We start from the raw sequence: 18,810 nt of genomic DNA on the forward strand, positions 1-18,810 counted from the left end.
GCCGCGCGCCGATCACGAGGCCGCCCACCACGGGTAACCTCACACACCATGCGCACCCTCCTCGTCACCGGCCCCGGCGGCGCCGGCCGCACCACCGTCGCCGCCGCCACCGCCCTGAAGGCCGCCCGGCAGGGGCTGCGTACGAGGTTGATCACCGCGGACCCCGTGGGTGAGGTCGGGGACGTCGACGTCGCCCGGCTCACCCCGGCCGACGACTTCCGCCGCGACCTCCTCGCCCTCCAGGAACGTGCCGCCTCCGGCCTCGAACTCCTCGGCGCCGCCCGGCTGGACGCGGACGAGATCACGCCCCTGCCCGGCAGCGAGGAACTCGCCCTGCTGCGCGCCCTGCGGGACACCGCCGAGGGCCCCTACGACCTGGTGGTCGTCGACCTGCCGGCCGCGCCCCGCGCCGTCGCCACCCTCGCCCTGCCCGAACAGCTCCGCCGCTATCTGCGCCGCCTGCTCCCCGCGGAGCGCCAGGCCGCGCGCGCCCTGCGCCCCGTACTCGGCAGGCTGGCCGGGGTGCCGATGCCCGCGCAGTGGCTGTACGAGTCCGCCGCCCGCTGGGACGCCGAACTCGCCGCCGCGCAGGCCGTGATCGACGCCGGCACCACCCGCGTACGGCTCGTCGCGGAGCCCACCACGGCCGCCGCCGAGACCCTGCGCACCACCCGGACCGGCCTCGCTCTGCACGGGCTCGCCGTGGAGACGGTCGTCGCCAACCGCATGCTCCCCGACGGCTCCACCGACCCGTGGCTCGCCGACGCCGCCGCCCGTCAGCGCAAGGTCGTCGCCGAGTGGCCCGGTGCGCACGAGCTGCCCCACCTGGGCCGCGACCCGCGCCCCGAGGACCTGGACGTGCCGGTGCCCGCGACCGTGCCGGGGCCCCGGGAGCCGTGGCCCGTGGAGGACCGGCTCGGCGAGGACGGCGTCCTGGTGTGGCGGATACCGCTGCCCGGAGCCGTCCGCGAGGAGCTGAGCCTGGTGCGGCGCGGCGACGAACTGGTGGTCGGCGCGGGCCCGTTCCGGCGCGTCGTCCCGCTGCCCTCCGCCCCGCGCCGCTGCACCGTCGCGGGCGCGGGACTCGTCGACGGTGAGCTGCGGGTCCGCTTCGCCCCCGACCCGGATCTGTGGCCGCAGACCCGGTGAACGGGGCGCACCCGTTCGGGTAACGTCGAAGGGGTAACCGGTCCAGCTCTCCGCAGGAGTCAGCCGTCATGAGCGACGCCACCGAGCAGCCCGCCCACCAGGTCGACGACGACGCGTGGGAGAAGGCGTGCGCCGAGGACCTCGAGAAGGAGCGGGCCCGCCGCAGGTCCGAGTACGGTCCGCCGCCCGGGTCCGCGGCCGAGGAGCTGAAGAAGCTCGTCGACGCCGTCACGGACAAGCTCTCGTCCGTGCAGGCCCCGTTCCTCGGCTCGGTCGCCCAGGGCACCGCCGAGCAGGTCGCCAAGCAGGCCGTACGCCAGGCCCGCTCCGTCATCGAGCCGGTCATCGACCGGAACTCGGACGTGTTCGACCACCTGGCCGCCGCGGGCGGCGAACTGCTCGCCGCCTACCGCTCCGCGGTCGAGGGCCAGGAGCGCCGCTGGACCCAGCGCACCCAGGACCCCGGGCAGCCGAAGGACACCAAGGACGCCAAGGACATCCGGGACCCCAAGGACGACGAGGGCCCGGGCGGCGGGGAGCACATCGACCTGGACTGAAGGCCGCTCGGTTAGGGTGGGCCATAGCGGGGCTCGACCGAACTGAGGGATTCATGGGACTCACCATCGGCGTCGATATCGGCGGCACGAAGATCGCGGCCGGCGTGGTCGACGAGGAAGGCAACATCCTCTCCACGTTCAAGGTGCCGACGCCTTCCACGCCGGACGGCATCGTTGACGCGATCGCCTCGGCCGTCGAGGGCGCCAGGGCCGGACACGAGATCGTGGGCGTGGGGATCGGTGCCGCCGGGTACGTCAACCGCCAGCGCTCCACCGTGTACTTCGCGCCCAACATCGACTGGCGCCAGGAACCGCTCAAGGAGAAGGTCGAGGCGCGCGTCAAGCTGCCCGTCGTCGTCGAGAACGACGCGAACGCGGCCGCCTGGGGCGAGTACAAGTTCGGCGCGGGCAAGGGCCACCGCAACGTCATCTGCATCACGCTCGGCACCGGCCTCGGCGGCGGCGTCATCATCGGCAACAAGCTGCGCCGCGGGCACTTCGGCGTGGCCGCCGAGTTCGGCCACATCCGCATGGTGCCGGACGGTCTGCTGTGCGGCTGCGGTTCGCAGGGCTGCTGGGAGCAGTACGCCTCGGGCCGCGCGCTCGTCCGCTACGCGAAGCAGCGGGCGAACGCGACGCCGGAGAACGCCTCGTACCTGCTCTCGCTCGGCGACGGCAGCCCCGAGGGCATCGAGGGCAAGCACATCTCCACGGCCGCCCGCGAGGGCGACCCCGTGGCCGTCGACTCGTACCGCGAGCTGGCCCGCTGGGCCGGCGCGGGCCTGGCCGACCTGGCCTCGCTGTTCGACCCGTCGGCGTTCATCGTCGGCGGCGGCCTCTCCGACGAGGGCGAGCTGGTCCTCGACCCCATCCGCAAGTCGTACAAGCGGTGGCTGGTCGGCGGGAACTGGCGGCCGGTCGCGGACGTGATCGCCGCCCAGCTGGGCAACAAGGCGGGCATGGTCGGCGCCGCCGACCTGGCGCGGGAGCCCGACCCCGTCATGTGACGTACATCCGCACCCGGTGCCCGTCGTTCCCCGTGGGGGCGGCGGGCACCGGCGTATCTTGATCTTCATGGACTCCGGCTCGCTCCCCGAAGAACGCACCGAACTCCCCAAGTCCCTTACGGAATCGGACGGTTCGGCCGTCATCCGTGTCCTGAGCTACAACATCCGCTCGATGCGCGACAGCCCCGTCGCCCTCGCCCGCGTGATGAAGGCCTGCGCCCCGGACCTCGTGCTGATCCAGGAGGCGCCCCGGTTCTTCCGCTGGCGCAAGCACCTCGCCCGGCTCGCCCGCGCGGCCGACCTGGTGATCCTCTCCGGGGGCGGCAGCGCCGCGGGGCCCGCGCTGCTCTGCTCGCTGCGGGCCACCGTCGAGCGCACCGAGGACGTGCTGCTGCCGCTCACGCCCGGTCTGCACCGGCGCGGCTTCGCGACCGCCGTCGTACGGTTCGGGGACGCGCGGCTCGGCGTCGTCAGCTGCCATCTGAGCCTTCAGAAGGACGAGCGGTACGCGCAGGGCGGGATGCTGCTCGACCGGGTCGGGGCGATGGAGGCCTCGGGGGTGCCGCACGTCGTGGTCGGCGGAGATCTCAACGAGCGGCCCGGCGGGCGCACCTTCCGGCGTCTCGCCGCCGCCCTCAACGACGCCTGGGCGACGCGGCCCTGGGGCGGCGAGTACACCTCGACGCCGACCGATCCCCATCAGCGCATCGACGCGATCCTCGCCACGAAGGGCATCGAGGTGCTCGGGTGCGGGGTGCCGGACTTCCTGGACCGGCACGAACTGAGGGCGGCCACCGACCATCTGCCGGTCCTGGCCGCCCTCCGGGTGCCCGCCGAGCGGTCCTAGACCACGGCGCCGCGGCCCGGGTCGTCGCCGTCCTCGTCGTCGCCCGGGGACATCCGGGCGACCAGCGTGCCGAAGCCGCCGAGGAAGCCGCCGATGCAGAGTGTGGCCAGCCACCATGTCATGTCCCAGCCCAGCAGCACGGCGAGGAGCAGCAGGACCGGGCCGCCGACCACCGCGAGCCAGGCGAACCTGGCCGTGACGTCCCCCTCCGGCAGCGGGGGCGGCTCCGGCGGGACGAAGTGGCCCTCGTCGGCACCGTCGAAGTCGTCGTCCGAGGGTTCGGGCGCCGAGTGGTCGCGCGGCCCGGGGGTGAGGTTCGGGGCGAAGGAGACCGAGGAGCCGAGGGGGCGCCGGCCGCCCTGGTCCCGGTTCTGATCCGGCTCCGGCTCGTCCTTCTTCGCGGCGCCCCGCTCCGCCTCGGACGGCGGGTCCGGGGCGTCGTTCGTCTCCGGTTCGAGCAGGGCCAGGTCCTCCACCGACTTGAAGGGCTTGGCGCCCGGCGGGTCCGGCGGCTCCTCCCCGTAACCGGCGACGATCTCCGCCCACGCCGCGTCCTCGTCGTTCGGCAGGAGGGGGTCGTGCGACTGCTCGCCGGTCTCTTCCTGGCCGTGCGGCTCCGAGCTGTCCGGCCGCTCCGATCCGCCCCGCTCCTGCTCAGTCACCGGTGGTCGTCCCTTCCACGCCCGCGCTGGGGATCTTGCCGACTTCGGGGGCGAGCCGGTCGAAGAACGCGTAGCTCTCCTCGAAGATCCGGTCCGCGTCATGGTCCAACGTCGCCACGTGGTAGCTCTGTTCCAGCAGGATCTCCGTGACGTCCGTGGACGACACGCGGCCGAGCACGCGCGCGGAGTCGACGGGCGGCACCACATGGTCGTTCACGCTGTGCAGCACCATCAGCGGCTGCGTCACCTGCGGCAGCTCACGGTCGACGACCTGGAAGAAGCGGCGCAGCTGGTACACCGCGTGCAGCGGCATCCGGCCGTAGCCGAGCTCCTCCACGCCCTCCTTCGCGATGTCGCTGGCGATGCCCTTCACCGAGCGGACGAGGTGGCGGGTGACCGGGAGCGTGTGCGCGGCCAGGTCGTGCACCTTGTTGCCCGGGTTCACCAGGACGAGGCCCGCGATCTCGTCCCCGTGCCTGGCCGCGAGGCGCAGGGCGAGCGCGCCGCCCATCGACAGGCCGCACACGAAGACCTTGGAGCAGCGCTCCCTGAGCTCGCGCAGGGCGCGGTCCACCTCCGCGTACCAGTCCTGCCACGAGGTGACGGCCAGGTCCTCCCAGCGCGTGCCGTGGCCCGGCAGCAGCGGGAGCGAGACGGTCAGGCCGCGCGCGGCGAGGTGTTCGGCCCAGGGCCGCAGCGACTGGGGCGATCCGGTGAATCCGTGGCAGAGGAGGACGCCGACCTCGCCGCCTTCATGGCGGTACGGCTCGGCTCCAGGAAGGACCGGCACCTTCGGTCTCCTGTTCATGGCAGAGAAACGGTGGACGGACGTGCGGGGGGAACGAGCTTGAAGACGTGCACCTCACGGTACGCGACCGGACTGACACCGACCAGGGTCGTCGGGCCCCGGAGCGCCCCCGCGGGTTAAGGTCGGTTCCTCGGACTGGTCCGGTACGAGGTCCGGGCACTAGGGAAGGCAGAGGGTTGATCTACGGCGCAATGAAGGTGGCCATCGGAGGGCCGCTGAAGCTCGGTTTCCGGCCGTGGGTGGAGGGCCTCGAGAACATTCCCGCCGAGGGGCCCGCGATCCTCGCCAGCAATCACCTCTCGTTCTCGGACTCGTTCTTCCTGCCGGCCGTCCTCGACCGCAAGGTCACCTTCATCGCGAAGGCCGAGTACTTCACCACCCCCGGGGTCAAGGGCAAGATGACGGCCGCCTTCTTCAAGGGCGTCGGCCAGCTGCCCGTGGACCGCTCGGGTTCGCGGGGCGCGGGCGAGGCCGCCATCAAGAGCGGCATCGAGGTCCTGGAGCGCGGCGAGCTGTTCGGCATCTACCCGGAGGGGACGCGTTCTCCCGACGGCCGCCTCTACCGCGGCAAGCCGGGCGGCCTCGCGCGCGTGGCGCTGTCCACCGGCGCCCCGGTCATCCCCGTCGCCATGATCGACACGGAGAAGATCCAGCCCCCGGGCAAGGTGATGCCGAAGCTGATGCGGCCGGGCATCCGCATCGGCAAGCCCCTCGACTTCAGCCGTTACCACGGCATGGACGGCGACCGCTTCGTCCTGAGGGCTGTCACCGACGAGGTCATGTACGAGATCATGAAGCTTTCCGGCCAGGAGTACGTCGACATGTACGCGACCGCCGCGAAGCGGCAGATCGCGGACGCGGAGAAGGCGGCCAAGGCCGAGAAGGACGCGGCGAAGAAGGCACTGGAGAAGGAACGGGGCGGCTCATAGCCGCGTCGTTCCCCAGAAGCGCCGAAGGCGGGGGACAGAGGACATGGGCAACACGGTCGGGCGCGAGCGGGTCGTACGGATGTCGGTCGAGCAGCCGCTGTGGCGCGCCCTCACCGGTTACCGCCTGCTGACCCTCGTCTACGCGATCGGGCTCTTCGGCTCCTCGTACGAGGTGTACGAGCGCCCGTGGGTCGGCGTGGCCTACTTCGCGGTCCTCGCGGGGTGGACGCTGGCGACGCTGCCGCAGGTGTCGGGCGCCCGGCGCTGCACCAAGCGGTTCCTCACCGCCGACCTGACGATCGCCGTCGCGGGCATCCTGCTCTCTCCGGTCGCAGGCCACGAGCGGGCCGTCACCGGAGGTGCCACGCTGCCGTCGATCTGGACGGCGGGCGCGGTCCTCGCCTGGGCACTCAAGGGCGGCTGGCGCTGGGCGGCCGGCGCGTCCCTGCTGGTCGGCGTCGCCAACGTCGTCCAGCGCGGTGACATCACCCGCGGCCTGATCCACAGCGTGCTGCTCGTCTGCATCGCCTCCATCGCGATCGGCTACGTCGTGGAGGTGGCCCGCGCCTCGGAGCGCACCCTCGCCCGCGCCTTGGAGATCGAGGCGGCCACCCGCGAGCGTGAGCGGCTCGCCCGCGACATCCACGACAGCGTGCTCCAGGTCCTCGCGATGGTGCAGCGCCGCGGCACCGCCCTGGGCGGCGAGGCGGCGGAGCTCGGCCGGATGGCGGGTGAGCAGGAGGTCGCGCTGCGCACGCTGGTGGCCGGGGGCCTGGTGCCCACTTCGCGCGCGTCCGAGGACGCGGAGGACGGCGCGGTCGTCCGGACGGTGCTCGAACCGGAGGAGCCCGCCGAGGAAGAGGGCGCGGGCCCGAGCGATCTGCGCCCCCTGCTCGCGGGGCACGCCGGTGGACGCATCACTTTCTCGGAGCCGGGCGCGCCGGTGCCGATGAGGCCCGGCGCGGCCCGCGAACTGGCTGCCGCTGTCAGTGCCGCCCTGGACAATGTGCGGCGGCACGCGGGCGAGGACGCCAGCGCGTGGATCCTCGTCGAGGACGAGCCGGACGCGGTGATCGTGACGGTGCGGGACGACGGCCCCGGCATCCCGGAGGGCCGCCTCGCGCAGGCCGAGGGAGAGGGCAGGCTCGGCGTCGCCCTGTCGATCAGGGGCCGGCTGCGCGACATCGGCGGCACCGCCGAGCTGATCTCGATCCCCGGCCAGGGCACCGAGGTCGAACTGCGCGTACCGAAGACCTAGTTCGCGTACCGAAGAGTTGAGGAAGAGCCCCTTGCGGGCCACGGGGGAAGGCAGGACAGGAACGATGAGCGAACAGCAGCAGGGCGACGGGGCGGCGGCGGTCAAGGTCATGGTGGTCGACGACCACCCGATGTGGCGCGACGCCGTCGCCCGCGACCTGGGCGCGGCCGGCTTCGAGGTCGTCGCCACGGCGGGCGACGGCGAGCAGGCGGTGCGCCGCGCGCAGGCCGTGGGACCGGACGTCCTCGTCCTCGACCTGAACCTGCCGGCCAAGCCCGGTGTCCAGGTGTGCAAGGAGCTCGTCGGCGCCGACCCCTCGCTGCGCGTTCTCGTCCTCTCCGCGAGCGGGGAGCACGCCGACGTGCTGGAAGCGGTGAAGTCCGGCGCCACCGGCTATCTGCTCAAGTCCGCCTCCACGGACGAGCTGATCGACGCGGTGGGGCGCACCGCCGCGGGCGACCCCGTGTTCACGCCGGGGCTCGCGGGCCTGGTCCTCGGCGAGTACCGGCGGCTCGCCTCCGACCCGGCCCCGGCCGGCGACGCCGACGAGCAGGGCGCCGCGCCGCAGCTCACCGACCGCGAGACCGAGGTGCTGCGCCTCGTCGCGAAGGGCCTGAGCTACAAGCAGATCGCCGAACGCCTCGTCATCTCGCACCGCACGGTCCAGAACCACGTGCAGAACACCCTCGGCAAACTCCAGCTGCACAACCGCGTGGAGCTCGTCCGGTACGCGATCGAGCGGGGTCTGGACGACGACTGACCCCGCGCGGGAGAGTGGCCCCCAACCACTCGCCGTGACAAGGGAGTTACGCCATGAGGGTCGGAGTGTTGACCGGAGGCGGTGACTGCCCCGGACTGAACGCTGTCATCCGGGGCATCGTGCGCAAGGGCGTCCAGGAGTACGACTACGACTTCGTGGGGTTCCGCGACGGCTGGCGCGGGCCCCTGGAGAACGACACCGTCCCGCTCGACATCCCCGCGGTGCGCGGCATCCTGCCCCGCGGCGGCACCGTCCTCGGCTCCTCGCGGACCAATCCCCTCCAGGCCGAGAACGGGATCCGCCGCGTCAAGGAGAACCTCGCCAAGCAGGAGGTCGACGCCCTCATCGTGATCGGCGGCGAGGACACCCTCGGCGTCGCGGCGAGGCTCTCGGACGAGTACGGCATCAAGACCGTCGGCGTACCGAAGACCATCGACAACGACCTCTACGCCACCGACTACACCTTCGGCTTCAACACCGCCGTCGGCATCGCCACCGAGGCCATCGACCGGCTGCACACCACCGCCGAGTCCCACATGCGGGTCCTCGTCGTCGAGGTCATGGGCCGGCACGCGGGCTGGATCGCGCTGCACTCGGGCCTGGCCGGCGGGGCCAACGTCATCCTCATCCCCGAGCAGCGCTTCGACGTCGACCAGGTGTGCTCCTGGGTCACCTCCCGCTTCCGCTCCTCGTACGCCCCGATCGTGGTCGTCGCCGAGGGGGCGATGCCGCGCGACGGCGACGTGGTGCTCAAGGACGAGTCGCTCGACTCCTTCGGGCACGTGCGCCTCTCCGGCGTGGGGGAGTGGCTCGCGAAGCAGATCGAGAAGCGCACCGGCAAGGAGGCGCGGACCACGGTCCTCGGCCATGTGCAGCGGGGCGGCACGCCGTCCGCCTTCGACCGGTGGCTGGCCACCCGGTTCGGGCTGCACGCCATCGACGCGGTGCGGGACGGGGACTACGGGAAGATGGTGGCGCTGCGGGGGACGGACATCGTGCGCGTCCCGATCGCCGAGGCGACGTCCCGGCTGAAGACGGTCGATCCCGCTCTGTACGAAGAGGTGGGGGTCTTCTTCGGCTGAGGCCACGGGGCTCCGCCCCGGCCCCCGCTGCTCAATCGCCGCAGGGGCCTGTCTGTCTTACCCTCACCCTTATGGAGATTCTCGCTTTTGGTGTGCAATCCGATGAAAAGCCCCTCATCGAGAAGGCCTTCGCCGGCCACCACGACGTCCGCTGCCTCGACGTCTTCCTCAACGAGGACACCGCCCCGATCGCGGCCGGCTACGAGATCATCTCCACCAGCGTCAACGCCACCCTCAACAACCGCGTGCTCCAGACCCTCGCGGCGGGTGGCACGCAGCTGATCGCCCAGCGCTCCACGGGCTTCAACAACATCGACCTCCAGGTCGCCGAGCGGCTCGGCCTGACCGTGGCGCGCGTGTCGTACTACTCGCCGTACTCGGTCGCCGAGTTCGCCTGGACCCTCGCGATGGCCGTCAACCGCCGCATCGTCCGGGCCAGCACCCGCACCCGCGACTTCGACTTCAGGCTCGACGGGCTGATGGGCCGCGACCTGCGGGGCCGCACCGTCGGCGTGCTCGGCACCGGAAAGATCGGCGAGGCCTTCACCCGGATCGCGCACGGCTTCGGCATGAACCTGCTGGGCTGGGACGTCGCCGAGAACCCGAACTGCACGGCCCTCGGCATGAAGTACGTCGACAAGGAGCAGCTGTTCGCCGAGGCCGACGTGATCAGCCTGCACGTGCCGCTGCTGCCCGCCACCGAGCACATCGTCGACGCCGCCGCGCTGCGCGCCATGAAGGACGACGCGATCCTGGTCAACTCCAGCCGCGGCGGTCTCATCGACACGAAGGCCCTCGTCACCGAATTGCGCGAGGGCCGCTTCGCGGGCGTCGGCCTCGATGTGTACGAGGCCGAGGCGGGCCTGTTCTTCCTCGACAAGTCGCTCGACGTCGTCGAGGACGACACCCTGGCCCGCCTCGTCACCTTCCCGAACGTCCTGGTCACGTCCCACCAGGCGTACTACACCGTGGACGCCGTCGGGCAGATCATCGAGGCCACGGTGCGCAACGTCCTCGACTATCAGGCGGGCCGCCGCTCCGAGAACGTGCTGGTCCCCGCCGAGTCCACCAGCTGAGCGAGCAGCTCCCGCACGATCCCGGCGCCGCGCAGCGACAGCACGGACTCCGGGTGGAACTGGACGCCCGCGAAGGAAGGCCCCCGCAGCGCGTGCACCTCGCCCGTCGCCCGGTCCCGGCTGACCTCCACGTCGTGCGCCGCCAGCTCGGTCGCGGTCTCCTCGTCGCAGGACGCCACGAAGCTGTTGTAGAACCCGACCTTCTCGGTCCGCCCGAACACCTCGACGTCGGTCTGCGCACCCTGGTACGGCACCTCCTTGCGGACGATCTCCAGGCCCAGCTCCGCCGCGATCAGCTCGTGGCCGAGGCAGACACCCAGTACCCCGTGCTCGTGACCGCGGATCACCTCGGCGGTCAGGGAGCGCAGGAAGTGCATCTTCGGGTCGCCGAGGTCCGAGGGGTTCCCGGGGCCCGGGCCCAGCACGATCGGCCCCTCGTGCGCGAGCGCCGCCTCCCGGAGCCCCTCCTCGTCGTATCGCCGCACCGTCACGTCGAGCCCCGTCGAGCGCAGCACGTGCGCCAGCATCGCGGTGAACGTGTCCTCGCCGTCGACCACGAGCGCGTGCCCGGAGAGCTCGTTCTCGCGCTTCTGCATCCGCAGCCAGAACGGCGCGAGGGCCGCCCGTCGCCCGTCGAGCGCGGCCCGCACCCGCGGGTCGTCGGCGAGCGGCGCCCGCGCGCCCTCGCCGCGCGGGCGCGCCGGACGTACGCCCAGCGCGGCCAGCACGCCGGCCGCCTTGGCGTGCGTCTCCGCGACCTCGCTCGCCGGCTCCGAGCCGCGCACGAGCGTCGCGCCCACCGGGACACGGAGCCGCCCGGCGGCGTCGATGTCGGCGGTGCGGATCAGAATGGGGGAGTCGAGGGTCTGCGCCCCGCCCGCGTCCCGGCCGACGAGGGCGAGTGCGCCCGCGTAGTAGCCGCGGCCGCCGACCTCGTGCCGCTCGATGACCCGGCAGGCGTTCTGCACCGGTGAGCCGGTGACGGTCGCCGCGAACATGGTCTCCCTCAGCACGTCCCGCACGTCGAGGGTCGACCTGCCGCGCAGCTCGTACTCGGTGTGCGCGAGGTGCGCCATCTCCTTGAGCCGCGGGCCGACGACGACACCGCCCATGTCGCCGACGGTGCACATCATCTTGAGCTCCTCGTCGACGACCATCGACAGCTCCTCGATCTCCTTGCCGTCGGCGAGGAAGTCCAGCAGGTGCTCGGGCGTCGGCCCCTCGGCCGGGTAGCGGTAGGTGCCGCTGATCGGGTTCATGACGACGGTGCCGCCGGACATCCGCACGTGCACCTCGGGGCTCGCGCCCACCAGCGTCCGCTCTCCCGTGTGCACGACGAACGTCCAGTACGCGCCCCGCTCCCCGTCGAGCAGCCGCCGGAACAGCGCCAGCGCGTCGGCCCGCGAGAACCCCGCGATCTCCCCCTCGTACGTACGGCGGATGACGAAGTTGGCCCCTTCCCCCTGCCCGATCTCCTCGCGCAGCACCCGGCCGACGATGCCCGCGTACGTGTCGTCGTCGACGTCGAAGCCGCCGTCACGGACCTGGACGTCGTGCACCGGAAGCCGGTACAGGGCCTCGGCGAGCGGGATCTCGTACGACTCCTCGGGGGTGAGGACCGTGAGCGGCGTGCCGTCGTCGCGCACGTCGAAGCCGCGTTCGCGGATCTGGCGGAAGGGGACGAGGGCGAGGCCTTCGGGGATGTCGGCCAGGCGTTCGTACTCGGCGACAGGCCCGACCAGCACCTCGACCGTGTCGTGCTCGCGGCCGGGTGTGCGGCGGCGCAGCAGGGCGAACGGGCGGTCGTCGGTGAGCAGTGCTTCCAGCATCAGGGAGGTTCCTTCCGGTGACTTCGGGAGTCGTCGACTGCGGGAGTCGTCAGGGAGGAACAGCCCGTGAAAACACTGAAGGCCGCCCCTCGGGCGGCCTTCGCGGTTTCAGGTACGCGCAGTCAGTGGGCCGCCGGATGTGCGGTCCACCACCAGGTGCGGTGCAGCGATTGCGCGAACATGAGCGTCACCGTACCCGATGCCGGGCGGCGGGGCTCAGACGTGTCGCGTCCGTCTCAAAAGATGAGCGGGGGAATGGACGGGCGACCCGACCCCGTAATGTTTACGAGGTGACCGTGAACGCTAAGACCAGCGCGAGCGCTGGCAACACCTGGCGAGACCTGCCCGCGGCGCAGCAGCCCGAGTACCCCGATGCCGAGGCTCTGCGCGATGTGATCGCGGACCTCGAGTCGTATCCGCCGCTCGTCTTCGCAGGCGAGTGCGACCAGCTGCGCAACCGCTTGGCCGCCGTCGCCAAGGGAGAGGCGTTCCTGCTCCAGGGCGGCGACTGCGCCGAGGCCTTCGACGCCGTTTCCGCGGACCACATCCGCGCGAAGCTGAAGACGCTGCTCCAGATGAGCGCCGTCCTCACGTACGCGGCCTCCGTGCCGGTCGTGAAGATCGGCCGCATCGCGGGCCAGTACTCCAAGCCGCGCTCCAAGAACACCGAGACCCGCGACGGCGTGACCCTGCCGACCTACCGCGGCGACTCGGTCAACGGCTTCGAGTTCACCGAGGCCGCGCGCGTCCCGGACCCCGAGCGCCTGAAGCAGATGTACAACGCGTCCGCCTCCACGCTCAACCTGGTGCGTGCCTTCACCACCGGTGGCTACGCGGACCTGCGACAGGTGCACGCCTGGAACCAGGACTTCGTGAAGTCGTCCGCCGCCGGGCAGCGCTACGAGCAGCTGGCCCGCGAGATCGACAACGCGCTGAACTTCATGAAGGCCTGCGGCACCGACCCGGCCGAGTTCAAGGCCGTCGAGTTCTACGCCTCCCACGAGGCGCTGCTGCTCGACTACGAGTCGGCGCTGACCCGCGTGGACTCGCGTACGGGCAATCTGTACGACGTCTCGGGCCACATGGTCTGGATCGGCGAGCGCACGCGTCAGCTGGACCACGCGCACGTCGAGTTCGCCTCGAAGATCCGCAACCCGATCGGGATCAAGCTCGGCCCGACGACGACGGCCGAGGAGGCGCTCCAGTACATCGAGCGCCTCGACCCCGACCGCGAGCCGGGCCGGCTGACCTTCATCGTCCGCATGGGCGCCGACAAGGTCCGCGACAAGCTGCCCGAGCTGGTGGAGAAGGTCACGGCGTCCGGCGCGCAGGTCGCCTGGATCACCGACCCGATGCACGGCAACACGTACGAGGCGGCCTCCGGTCACAAGACCCGGCGCTTCGACGACGTGCTCGACGAGGTCAAGGGCTTCTTCGAGGTCCACAAGTCGCTCGGCACGCACCCGGGCGGCATCCACGTCGAGCTCACCGGTGACGACGTCACCGAGTGCGTGGGCGGCGGCGACGAGATCTTCGTCGACGATCTGCACCAGCGCTACGAGACGGCCTGCGACCCGCGCCTGAACCGCAGCCAGTCGCTCGACCTGGCGTTCCTGGTGGCGGAGATGTACCGCGACCAGTGAGCGTCGCTCGCTGTACGTAACGCCGTGGGGCGCGGATCACAGGATCCGCGCCCCACGGCACTTTTGTGCTTCCGGTCGTCCGGGTAAGGTTAGGTTAGCCTCACCGATCAATCGGGACGGCGTTACCCATGAGTCCCGACGACAGTCCGACCGGGAGGTGAACCGCGTGTTCGTCTGCAACTGCTTCGGTGTCACCGAGGCGCAGGTCAAGAAGCACGCGGAGGACGGTGCCTGCACCCCCCGCCAGATAGCGTCGGCCTGCAAGGCCGGCACGGACTGCGGCTCCTGCGTCCGCCGGATCCAGGCGTTGCTCGGCCGGGGCGCGTGCCCCAGTCGGGACGTGGCCGGGCAGGGCGACTCGGCCGTGACCCTCGCGCCGCAGACGGCGCCGACCCGGCTGCCGGAAGCGGCCTGATCCAAACGACAGGCCCTAGCTCTCCGGCTGCTCGATGAGCTGCGCGATGTAGAGCGCCTCACCCAGCTTCTCCACCAGCTCCAGCTGTGTGTCCAGGTAGTCGATGTGGTGCTCCTCGTCCTCGAGGATCGACTCAAAAATGTTTGCGGACGTGATGTCGCCCTTGCCGCGCATCAGCTCGATGCCCCGCTTCAGGCGGTCGATCGCCTCGACCTCGATCTGCCGGTCGGCCTGGAACATCTCCGTGACCGTCTGGCCCACCCGGACGTGGAAGAGCCGCTGGTAGTTGGGGAGTCCGTCCAGGAACAGGATCCGGTCGGTCAGCACCTCCGCGTGCTTCATCTCGTCGAACGACTCGGAGCGGGTGTACTTCGCGAGCTTCGTCCAGCCGAAGTTGTCCTGCATCTTCGCGTGCAGGAAGTACTGATTGATCGCCGTGAGCTCGGCCGTCAGCTGCTCGTTGAGAAACTCGATGACCTCGGGGTCGCCCTGCATCGCAGAGGCTCCTTCCAAGCGGTTACTGGGCAGGTTTCGCGCATCCTTGCACCGGCGCAGGAGTGCGTCCAGTAAGTGCATGCTTAGTAGGAGTTGCCCGAATCGGGGCTCGTGGCGGCTCCGTGAGGGTGGGCGTGGTCACGTCCACTGCCCGAGGTCTGTCAGGATGGAGGCATGGGTCATCCGGTGGGTCGCGAGTCTGGGGGAGCAGTGCAGCCGGAGCTTCCACCGGGGCAGCGGCTCCAGCGCGGCTGGCCCGTCACGCACTACGGCCCAGTGCCCAAGTTTCGGCCCGAGCGCTGGGAGTTCAGGGTCTTCGGCGCGACCGCCGACGGTGACAAGCACTGCTGGAACCACGAGGAATTCTCGGCGCTGCCGTACGGGACCGTGGTCGGCGATCTGCACTGCGTCACGAAGTTCAGCATGCTCGCCGCCGAATGGGGCGGCGTGCGCGCCTCCACGATCCTGGAGCTCGCCCCTCCCGGGCCCGATGTCACCCATGTGATGGTGTGGGCCGAATACGGATTCTCGTCCAACCTGCGGCTGTCCGACTTCGCCTCCGAGCGGACCATCTTCGCCACGCACAAGGATGGCGAACTGCTCACCGCGGAGCACGGTTTCCCGCTGCGCCTCGTGGTGCCCCACCTGTACGCCTGGAAAGGCCCGAAGTGGGTGCGCGGCGTCGAGTACATGACGGCGGACCGGCGCGGATTCTGGGAGGAGCGCGGGTACCACAACGTGGGCGACCCGTGGCGCGAGCAGCGGTACTCGTACCAGGAGGTGCCCGGAGAAGGGCCCGAACTCTAGGCCTCTTCCCGGGCTCCCGCTCCGGATACCCCCTGGGGGTCAGTGGTACTGGTGCACCACCGCGTGCCCCTTGCCGCGGCCGATCATCCAGCGGTTGACCGGGGTCGTCACCACGAAGGCGATGGCCAGTGACGTCGCGAGCGCGCCCCAGAACAGGCCGTCCGAGAGGTGCGCGTCCATGGCGTTCGGCCAGAGGACGATGACGCCGTTGTCGATCAGCTCCATCACCGCGATGGACAGGGTGTCCGCGGCCAGCGCGACACGGAAGGCCGTCCGGAAGTCGACACCGGCCTTCAGGACGCCGCGCAGCGTGAGCGTGTAGCCGAAGAAGAACGCGAGCACGATCGCCAGGATCATCGTCGGCACGTTGCCCCAGCCGAGCGCGGTCCCGATCACCATGCCGAGGACCTCGCCGATGGCGCAGCCGGTGAGGCAGTGCAGGGTGGCCTGGGCGGCCATGGACCAGGTGACCTTGCCGCCGGCGCCGTGCGTGCCGTGGTGCACGTGGTGCTCGTGCCCGCTGTGCGTCTCGTGCTGCATGGTTCCCCCAGTGGTTGCTGCGGATGCTGGCACCAAGGTAACCCATATACCCCCTGGGGGTATTCCTCAGGTTCGAAGTTTCTTCAGCCGTTCCACGTCGGCCGCGTGGCCCTCCTTGCCGCCGGGCGTCTCGATGACCAGCGGGACGTTCTCGGTCGCGGGGTGGGCGAGCAGCTCGCGGAACGGGTCCTCGCCGATGTGCCCCGAGCCGATGTTCTCGTGCCGGTCCTTGTGGGCGCCCACGACGTCCTTGGAATCGTTGGCATGGATCAGCTTGAGGCGGCCCTCGCCGACCGTGTCGACGAGCAGGTCGAGCGTCTGCTTCATGCCGGCCGGGCCGGTGAGGTCGTGGCCCGCCGCGAAGATGTGGCAGGTGTCGAGGCAGACGCCCAGCTTGGGGTGGCGGTCGAGGGCGTCGAAGTACGGGCCGAAGTCCCAGGTGCGCGAGCACAGCGAGGCGCCCTGGCCCGCGGTCGACTCCAGGAGCAGGAACGGGTCGTCGTCGTGGGTCAGCTCGTCGAGCAGCGGCAGCATGCGCTCGCGGACCTGCGCGAGGGCGACCTCGCGCTCCCGGCCGCCGGTCGCGGAGCCGGTGTGCACGACGACGCCGAGGGCGCCGATCGCGCGGGCCCGGCGCAGCGAGTGCCGCAGCGATTCCACGGACTTGTCGACGGTCGCCTCGGTGTGCGAGCCGAAGTTGATCAGGTAAGGGGCGTGCACGTACGCCGGGATGTCCGCCTCGGCGCACTGGGCGCGGAAGTCCTCGTCCTGCTTGGGGTTGCCGGGCGGGGTGGCCCAGCCGCGGGGGTTGGCCACGAAGACCTGGACGGTTTCGGCCTTGAGGTCACGGGCGTAGGAGAGCCCTACGGTCGCGAGGCCGCCGGCCACGGGGACATGGCCGCCGATCGGATTGCGGATGCTGCTGTTCACCCGGCCCAGGGTGTCATGGGTGTTCGAACGCCCGGGGCCGGGCCGCGGCTACCGGATGGTGATCGTGATGCTGGAGCCCTTCGGGGCCTCGTCGCCGCCCTCCACCGACTGGCTCTTGACGGTGTCGCCGAACAGGCCGAGCAGTCCGCGGTTCTCCTCCACCTCGAAGCCGGCCGCGCCGAGCCGCGACTTCGCCTCGTCGACCTTCAGTCCCGTGACGTCGGGGACCTCGACCATGACGGGGCCCTTGGAGATCGTCAGCGTCACGGTGTCGCCCTCGGCGAGCTGCTTGCCCTCGGCGGGGGACTGCCGGGCGATGCTGCCCTTGTCCTCCTCGGAGTTGACCCGCTTCGTGGAGATCTCGGCCTTCAGGCCCGCGTCCTCCAGGTCGGCGATGGCGTCCTGCTCGGACTCGCCCGTGACATCGGGGACGTCGACGGGGGAGCCCTTGGAGACGACCAGGGCGACGGCCGAACCGGCCTTGCGGGTCTTGCCCGCGCCCGGGTCCGTGCTGATCACCGAGCCCTTGGCGATCTCGTCGCTGAACTCCTTGGTGGTCATGCCGGGTTCGAGGTCCCGCTTCTTGAGGTCGCTCTTCGCGGTGTCCAGCGGGGTGCCGGCGAGGTCGGGCACCTTCACGGTCTTCGAGCCCCTGGACACGGTCAGGTCCACCGCGCCGCCGCCCCGAATACGGTCGCCGGAGCCCGGGTCGCTGTCCATGACGGTGCCGCGCTTGTAGGTGTCGCTGTACGCGCGCGTGACCGTGCCCCTCTCCAGGCCCGCGTCGGCGAGGCGCTTCTCGGCCTGCGCCTGCGTCTGGTTGAGGACGGAGGGGACCTTCGTGAACTGGCCGGAGTTGATGTACCAGACGCCGGTGCCGAGGCCGAGGACGAGCAGCACCGCCGCGAGGATCGCGAGGGTCCGGCGCTGCGGGCCGCGACCGCGACCACCGCCGCGAGCAGGACCGGGGGCCGCGGGCGGCATGGGCGGCGGCATCTCCAGGCGGCTCGTCCGGTTGAGCCGCGCCTGGTCCGCGGAGTCCGTGGGCAGCGGCAGCTGTACGGGCGTGCCCACCGCGCGCGGGATCACGCTCGTCCGGTCGTCGGCCCCCACGTACTCCGTGTCGTGCGCCTGTGGCGGCACCGTGTCCAGCTGGGCGTCGGTGAGCGCCGACCTGGCGTCCCTGGCCTGCGCGAGGAGCGCCACGGCGTCGTACGGACGGACCTCGGGGGTGCGCGCCGTCGCCGACGCGACCAGCTCGTCGAGCTCGAAGGGGAGGCCGGGGACCGCCGCAGAGGGCGGGGGCACGTCCTCGTGAAGGTGCTTATAGAGGATCTGGGCGGGGGACTCTCCCGCGTGCGGCTTGCCGCCCGTGAGCATCTCGTAGAGCACGACACCGCACGCGTAGACGTCCACGCTCGCCGTCGCCGTGCCGTTCTCGATCTGCTCGGGCGCCAGGTACGAGACGGTGCCGAGGACCGCCCCCGTCGTGTTCGTGACCGTGTCCACCGCGCGGACCAGGCCGAAGTCCGCCACCTTGACCCGGCCGTCGTCCCCTATCAGGACGTTCTCCGGCTTCATGTCGCGGTGCACGAAGCCCGCGCGGTGGGCCGCTCCCAGCGCGGCGAGGACCGGCTCCAGGATGTCGAGGGCGGCACGGGGCCGCAGCGCTCCCCGGTCGCGCAGCACGTCACGAAGGGTGCAGCCGGCCACGTACTCCATCGCCAGATACACATACGCGCCGTCGGTGCCCTGGTCGTACACCCCCACGACGTTGGGGTGCGAGAGGCGGGCCACCGACTTGGCCTCGCGGATGAAGCGGTCGACGAACGAGGCGTCGGCGGCCAGCGAGGGGTGCATCACCTTGAGTGCGAGCACGCGGTCGAGGCGGGTGTCCACGGCCCGGTAGACCGTGGCCATCCCGCCGACCGCGATGCGTGCGTCGACGCGGTACCGGCCGTCGAGCACATGCCCGAGCAACGGGTCCTGAAGGGTCGTGTCCACGCAGGCGAGTGT

20 protein-coding genes are annotated in these 18,810 nt (G+C 71.2%); 12 read left to right on the forward strand and 8 right to left on the reverse strand.

The genetic code is table 11. The annotated features are described in order from the left end of the window. Positions 1-48 precede the first annotated feature (48 nt). The 4 genes from ACNYS0_RS29140 (at position 49) to ACNYS0_RS29155 (ending at position 3,560) form a co-directional block, all read left to right on the forward strand. On the forward strand, positions 49-1,149 hold the full coding sequence (locus ACNYS0_RS29140) for an ArsA family ATPase (protein WP_422477614.1): 1,101 nt from the start codon (positions 49-51) through the stop codon (positions 1,147-1,149). A 68-nt stretch (positions 1,150-1,217) separates the two neighbouring features. After that, a complete protein-coding gene (locus ACNYS0_RS29145) occupies positions 1,218-1,706 on the forward strand; it encodes a DUF5304 domain-containing protein (protein ID WP_422477616.1) in 489 nt (162 codons plus the stop codon). Between the two features lie 53 nt (positions 1,707-1,759). Then, positions 1,760-2,713 carry an ROK family glucokinase gene (locus ACNYS0_RS29150; protein ID WP_385770772.1) on the forward strand — a complete coding sequence of 318 codons (954 nt, stop codon included), beginning with the start codon at positions 1,760-1,762 and terminating at the stop codon, positions 2,711-2,713. A gap of 67 nt (positions 2,714-2,780) precedes the next feature. Next, positions 2,781-3,560 (forward strand): endonuclease/exonuclease/phosphatase family protein, encoded by a 780-nt coding sequence (locus ACNYS0_RS29155; protein ID WP_422477618.1) that lies wholly within the window; start codon positions 2,781-2,783, stop codon positions 3,558-3,560. On the opposite strand, the gene ACNYS0_RS29160 is transcribed toward ACNYS0_RS29155, so the two are convergent. Next, positions 3,557-4,324 (reverse strand): hypothetical protein, encoded by a 768-nt coding sequence (locus ACNYS0_RS29160; RefSeq protein ID WP_422477620.1) that lies wholly within the window; start codon positions 4,322-4,324, stop codon positions 3,557-3,559. The two genes, ACNYS0_RS29155 and ACNYS0_RS29160, sit on opposite strands and share 4 nt — an antisense overlap. Continuing rightward, a complete protein-coding gene (locus tag ACNYS0_RS29165; RefSeq protein ID WP_422411401.1) occupies positions 4,215-5,012 on the reverse strand; it encodes an alpha/beta hydrolase in 798 nt (265 codons plus the stop codon). Before ACNYS0_RS29165 ends, ACNYS0_RS29160 begins: the two co-directional genes overlap by 110 nt. Positions 5,013-5,221: 209 nt before the next feature. Between ACNYS0_RS29165 and ACNYS0_RS29170 the strand changes: the two genes are divergently transcribed. The 5 genes from ACNYS0_RS29170 to ACNYS0_RS29190 all read left to right on the forward strand — a co-directional run bounded on the left by ACNYS0_RS29170 (position 5,222) and on the right by ACNYS0_RS29190 (position 10,135). Next, positions 5,222-5,959, forward strand: a complete 738-nt coding sequence (locus ACNYS0_RS29170; RefSeq protein WP_422477622.1) for a lysophospholipid acyltransferase family protein — start codon at positions 5,222-5,224, stop codon at positions 5,957-5,959. A 43-nt stretch (positions 5,960-6,002) separates the two neighbouring features. Then, positions 6,003-7,217 carry a MacS family sensor histidine kinase gene (gene macS / locus ACNYS0_RS29175; protein ID WP_422477624.1) on the forward strand — a complete coding sequence of 405 codons (1,215 nt, stop codon included), beginning with the start codon at positions 6,003-6,005 and terminating at the stop codon, positions 7,215-7,217. A 64-nt stretch (positions 7,218-7,281) separates the two neighbouring features. Beyond that, entirely contained in the window at positions 7,282-7,977 is a 696-nt protein-coding gene (locus ACNYS0_RS29180; RefSeq protein WP_422477626.1) for a response regulator, read from the forward strand. A gap of 53 nt (positions 7,978-8,030) precedes the next feature. Next, on the forward strand, positions 8,031-9,059 hold the full coding sequence (locus ACNYS0_RS29185; protein WP_422477628.1) for a 6-phosphofructokinase: 1,029 nt from the start codon (positions 8,031-8,033) through the stop codon (positions 9,057-9,059). Between the two features lie 71 nt (positions 9,060-9,130). Next, positions 9,131-10,135, forward strand: a complete 1,005-nt coding sequence (locus tag ACNYS0_RS29190; RefSeq protein WP_422477630.1) for a 2-hydroxyacid dehydrogenase — start codon at positions 9,131-9,133, stop codon at positions 10,133-10,135. Here ACNYS0_RS29190 and ACNYS0_RS29195 read toward each other — a convergent pair. Continuing rightward, on the reverse strand, positions 10,081-11,967 hold the full coding sequence (locus tag ACNYS0_RS29195; protein WP_422482806.1) for an anthranilate synthase family protein: 1,887 nt from the start codon (positions 11,965-11,967) through the stop codon (positions 10,081-10,083). The two genes, ACNYS0_RS29190 and ACNYS0_RS29195, sit on opposite strands and share 55 nt — an antisense overlap. 119 nt (positions 11,968-12,086) lie before the next feature. Continuing rightward, complete coding sequence (locus ACNYS0_RS29200) at positions 12,087-12,146, reverse strand: trp operon leader peptide (protein WP_356388850.1); 60 nt, start codon at positions 12,144-12,146, stop codon at positions 12,087-12,089. 108 nt (positions 12,147-12,254) lie between these two features. Here ACNYS0_RS29200 and ACNYS0_RS29205 point away from each other — a divergent pair, with 108 nt between their 5' ends. After that, a complete protein-coding gene (locus ACNYS0_RS29205; protein ID WP_422477632.1) occupies positions 12,255-13,607 on the forward strand; it encodes a class II 3-deoxy-7-phosphoheptulonate synthase in 1,353 nt (450 codons plus the stop codon). Between the two features lie 157 nt (positions 13,608-13,764). Then, a complete protein-coding gene (locus ACNYS0_RS29210; protein ID WP_422477634.1) occupies positions 13,765-14,022 on the forward strand; it encodes a (2Fe-2S)-binding protein in 258 nt (85 codons plus the stop codon). Positions 14,023-14,037: 15 nt separating this feature from the next. Here ACNYS0_RS29210 and bfr read toward each other — a convergent pair whose 3' ends face one another. Further along, on the reverse strand, positions 14,038-14,517 hold the full coding sequence (gene bfr, locus ACNYS0_RS29215; RefSeq protein WP_399234629.1) for a bacterioferritin: 480 nt from the start codon (positions 14,515-14,517) through the stop codon (positions 14,038-14,040). Between the two features lie 174 nt (positions 14,518-14,691). Here bfr and ACNYS0_RS29220 point away from each other — a divergent pair, with 174 nt between their 5' ends. Further along, positions 14,692-15,324 carry a sulfite oxidase-like oxidoreductase gene (locus ACNYS0_RS29220; RefSeq protein WP_422406837.1) on the forward strand — a complete coding sequence of 211 codons (633 nt, stop codon included), beginning with the start codon at positions 14,692-14,694 and terminating at the stop codon, positions 15,322-15,324. A gap of 39 nt (positions 15,325-15,363) precedes the next feature. Here ACNYS0_RS29220 and ACNYS0_RS29225 read toward each other — a convergent pair whose 3' ends face one another. The 3 genes from ACNYS0_RS29225 to pknB all read right to left on the reverse strand — a co-directional run bounded on the left by ACNYS0_RS29225 (position 15,364) and on the right by pknB (position 18,798). Continuing rightward, the gene (locus ACNYS0_RS29225; RefSeq protein ID WP_422477636.1) at positions 15,364-15,864 is read right to left on the reverse strand and encodes a DUF4396 domain-containing protein; all 501 of its coding nucleotides are present in this window, start codon (positions 15,862-15,864) and stop codon (positions 15,364-15,366) included. 66 nt (positions 15,865-15,930) lie between these two features. Next, positions 15,931-16,794, reverse strand: coding sequence for a deoxyribonuclease IV (locus ACNYS0_RS29230; protein WP_422477638.1), 864 nt, complete (start codon positions 16,792-16,794; stop codon positions 15,931-15,933). 48 nt (positions 16,795-16,842) lie between these two features. Further along, complete coding sequence (pknB, locus tag ACNYS0_RS29235) at positions 16,843-18,798, reverse strand: Stk1 family PASTA domain-containing Ser/Thr kinase (protein ID WP_422477640.1); 1,956 nt, start codon at positions 18,796-18,798, stop codon at positions 16,843-16,845. Positions 18,799-18,810: the final 12 nt, after the last annotated feature.

Origin of the sequence: Streptomyces anthophorae, from assembly GCF_049310305.1 — a bacterium.
Lineage (GTDB): Bacteria > Actinomycetota > Actinomycetes > Streptomycetales > Streptomycetaceae > Streptomyces.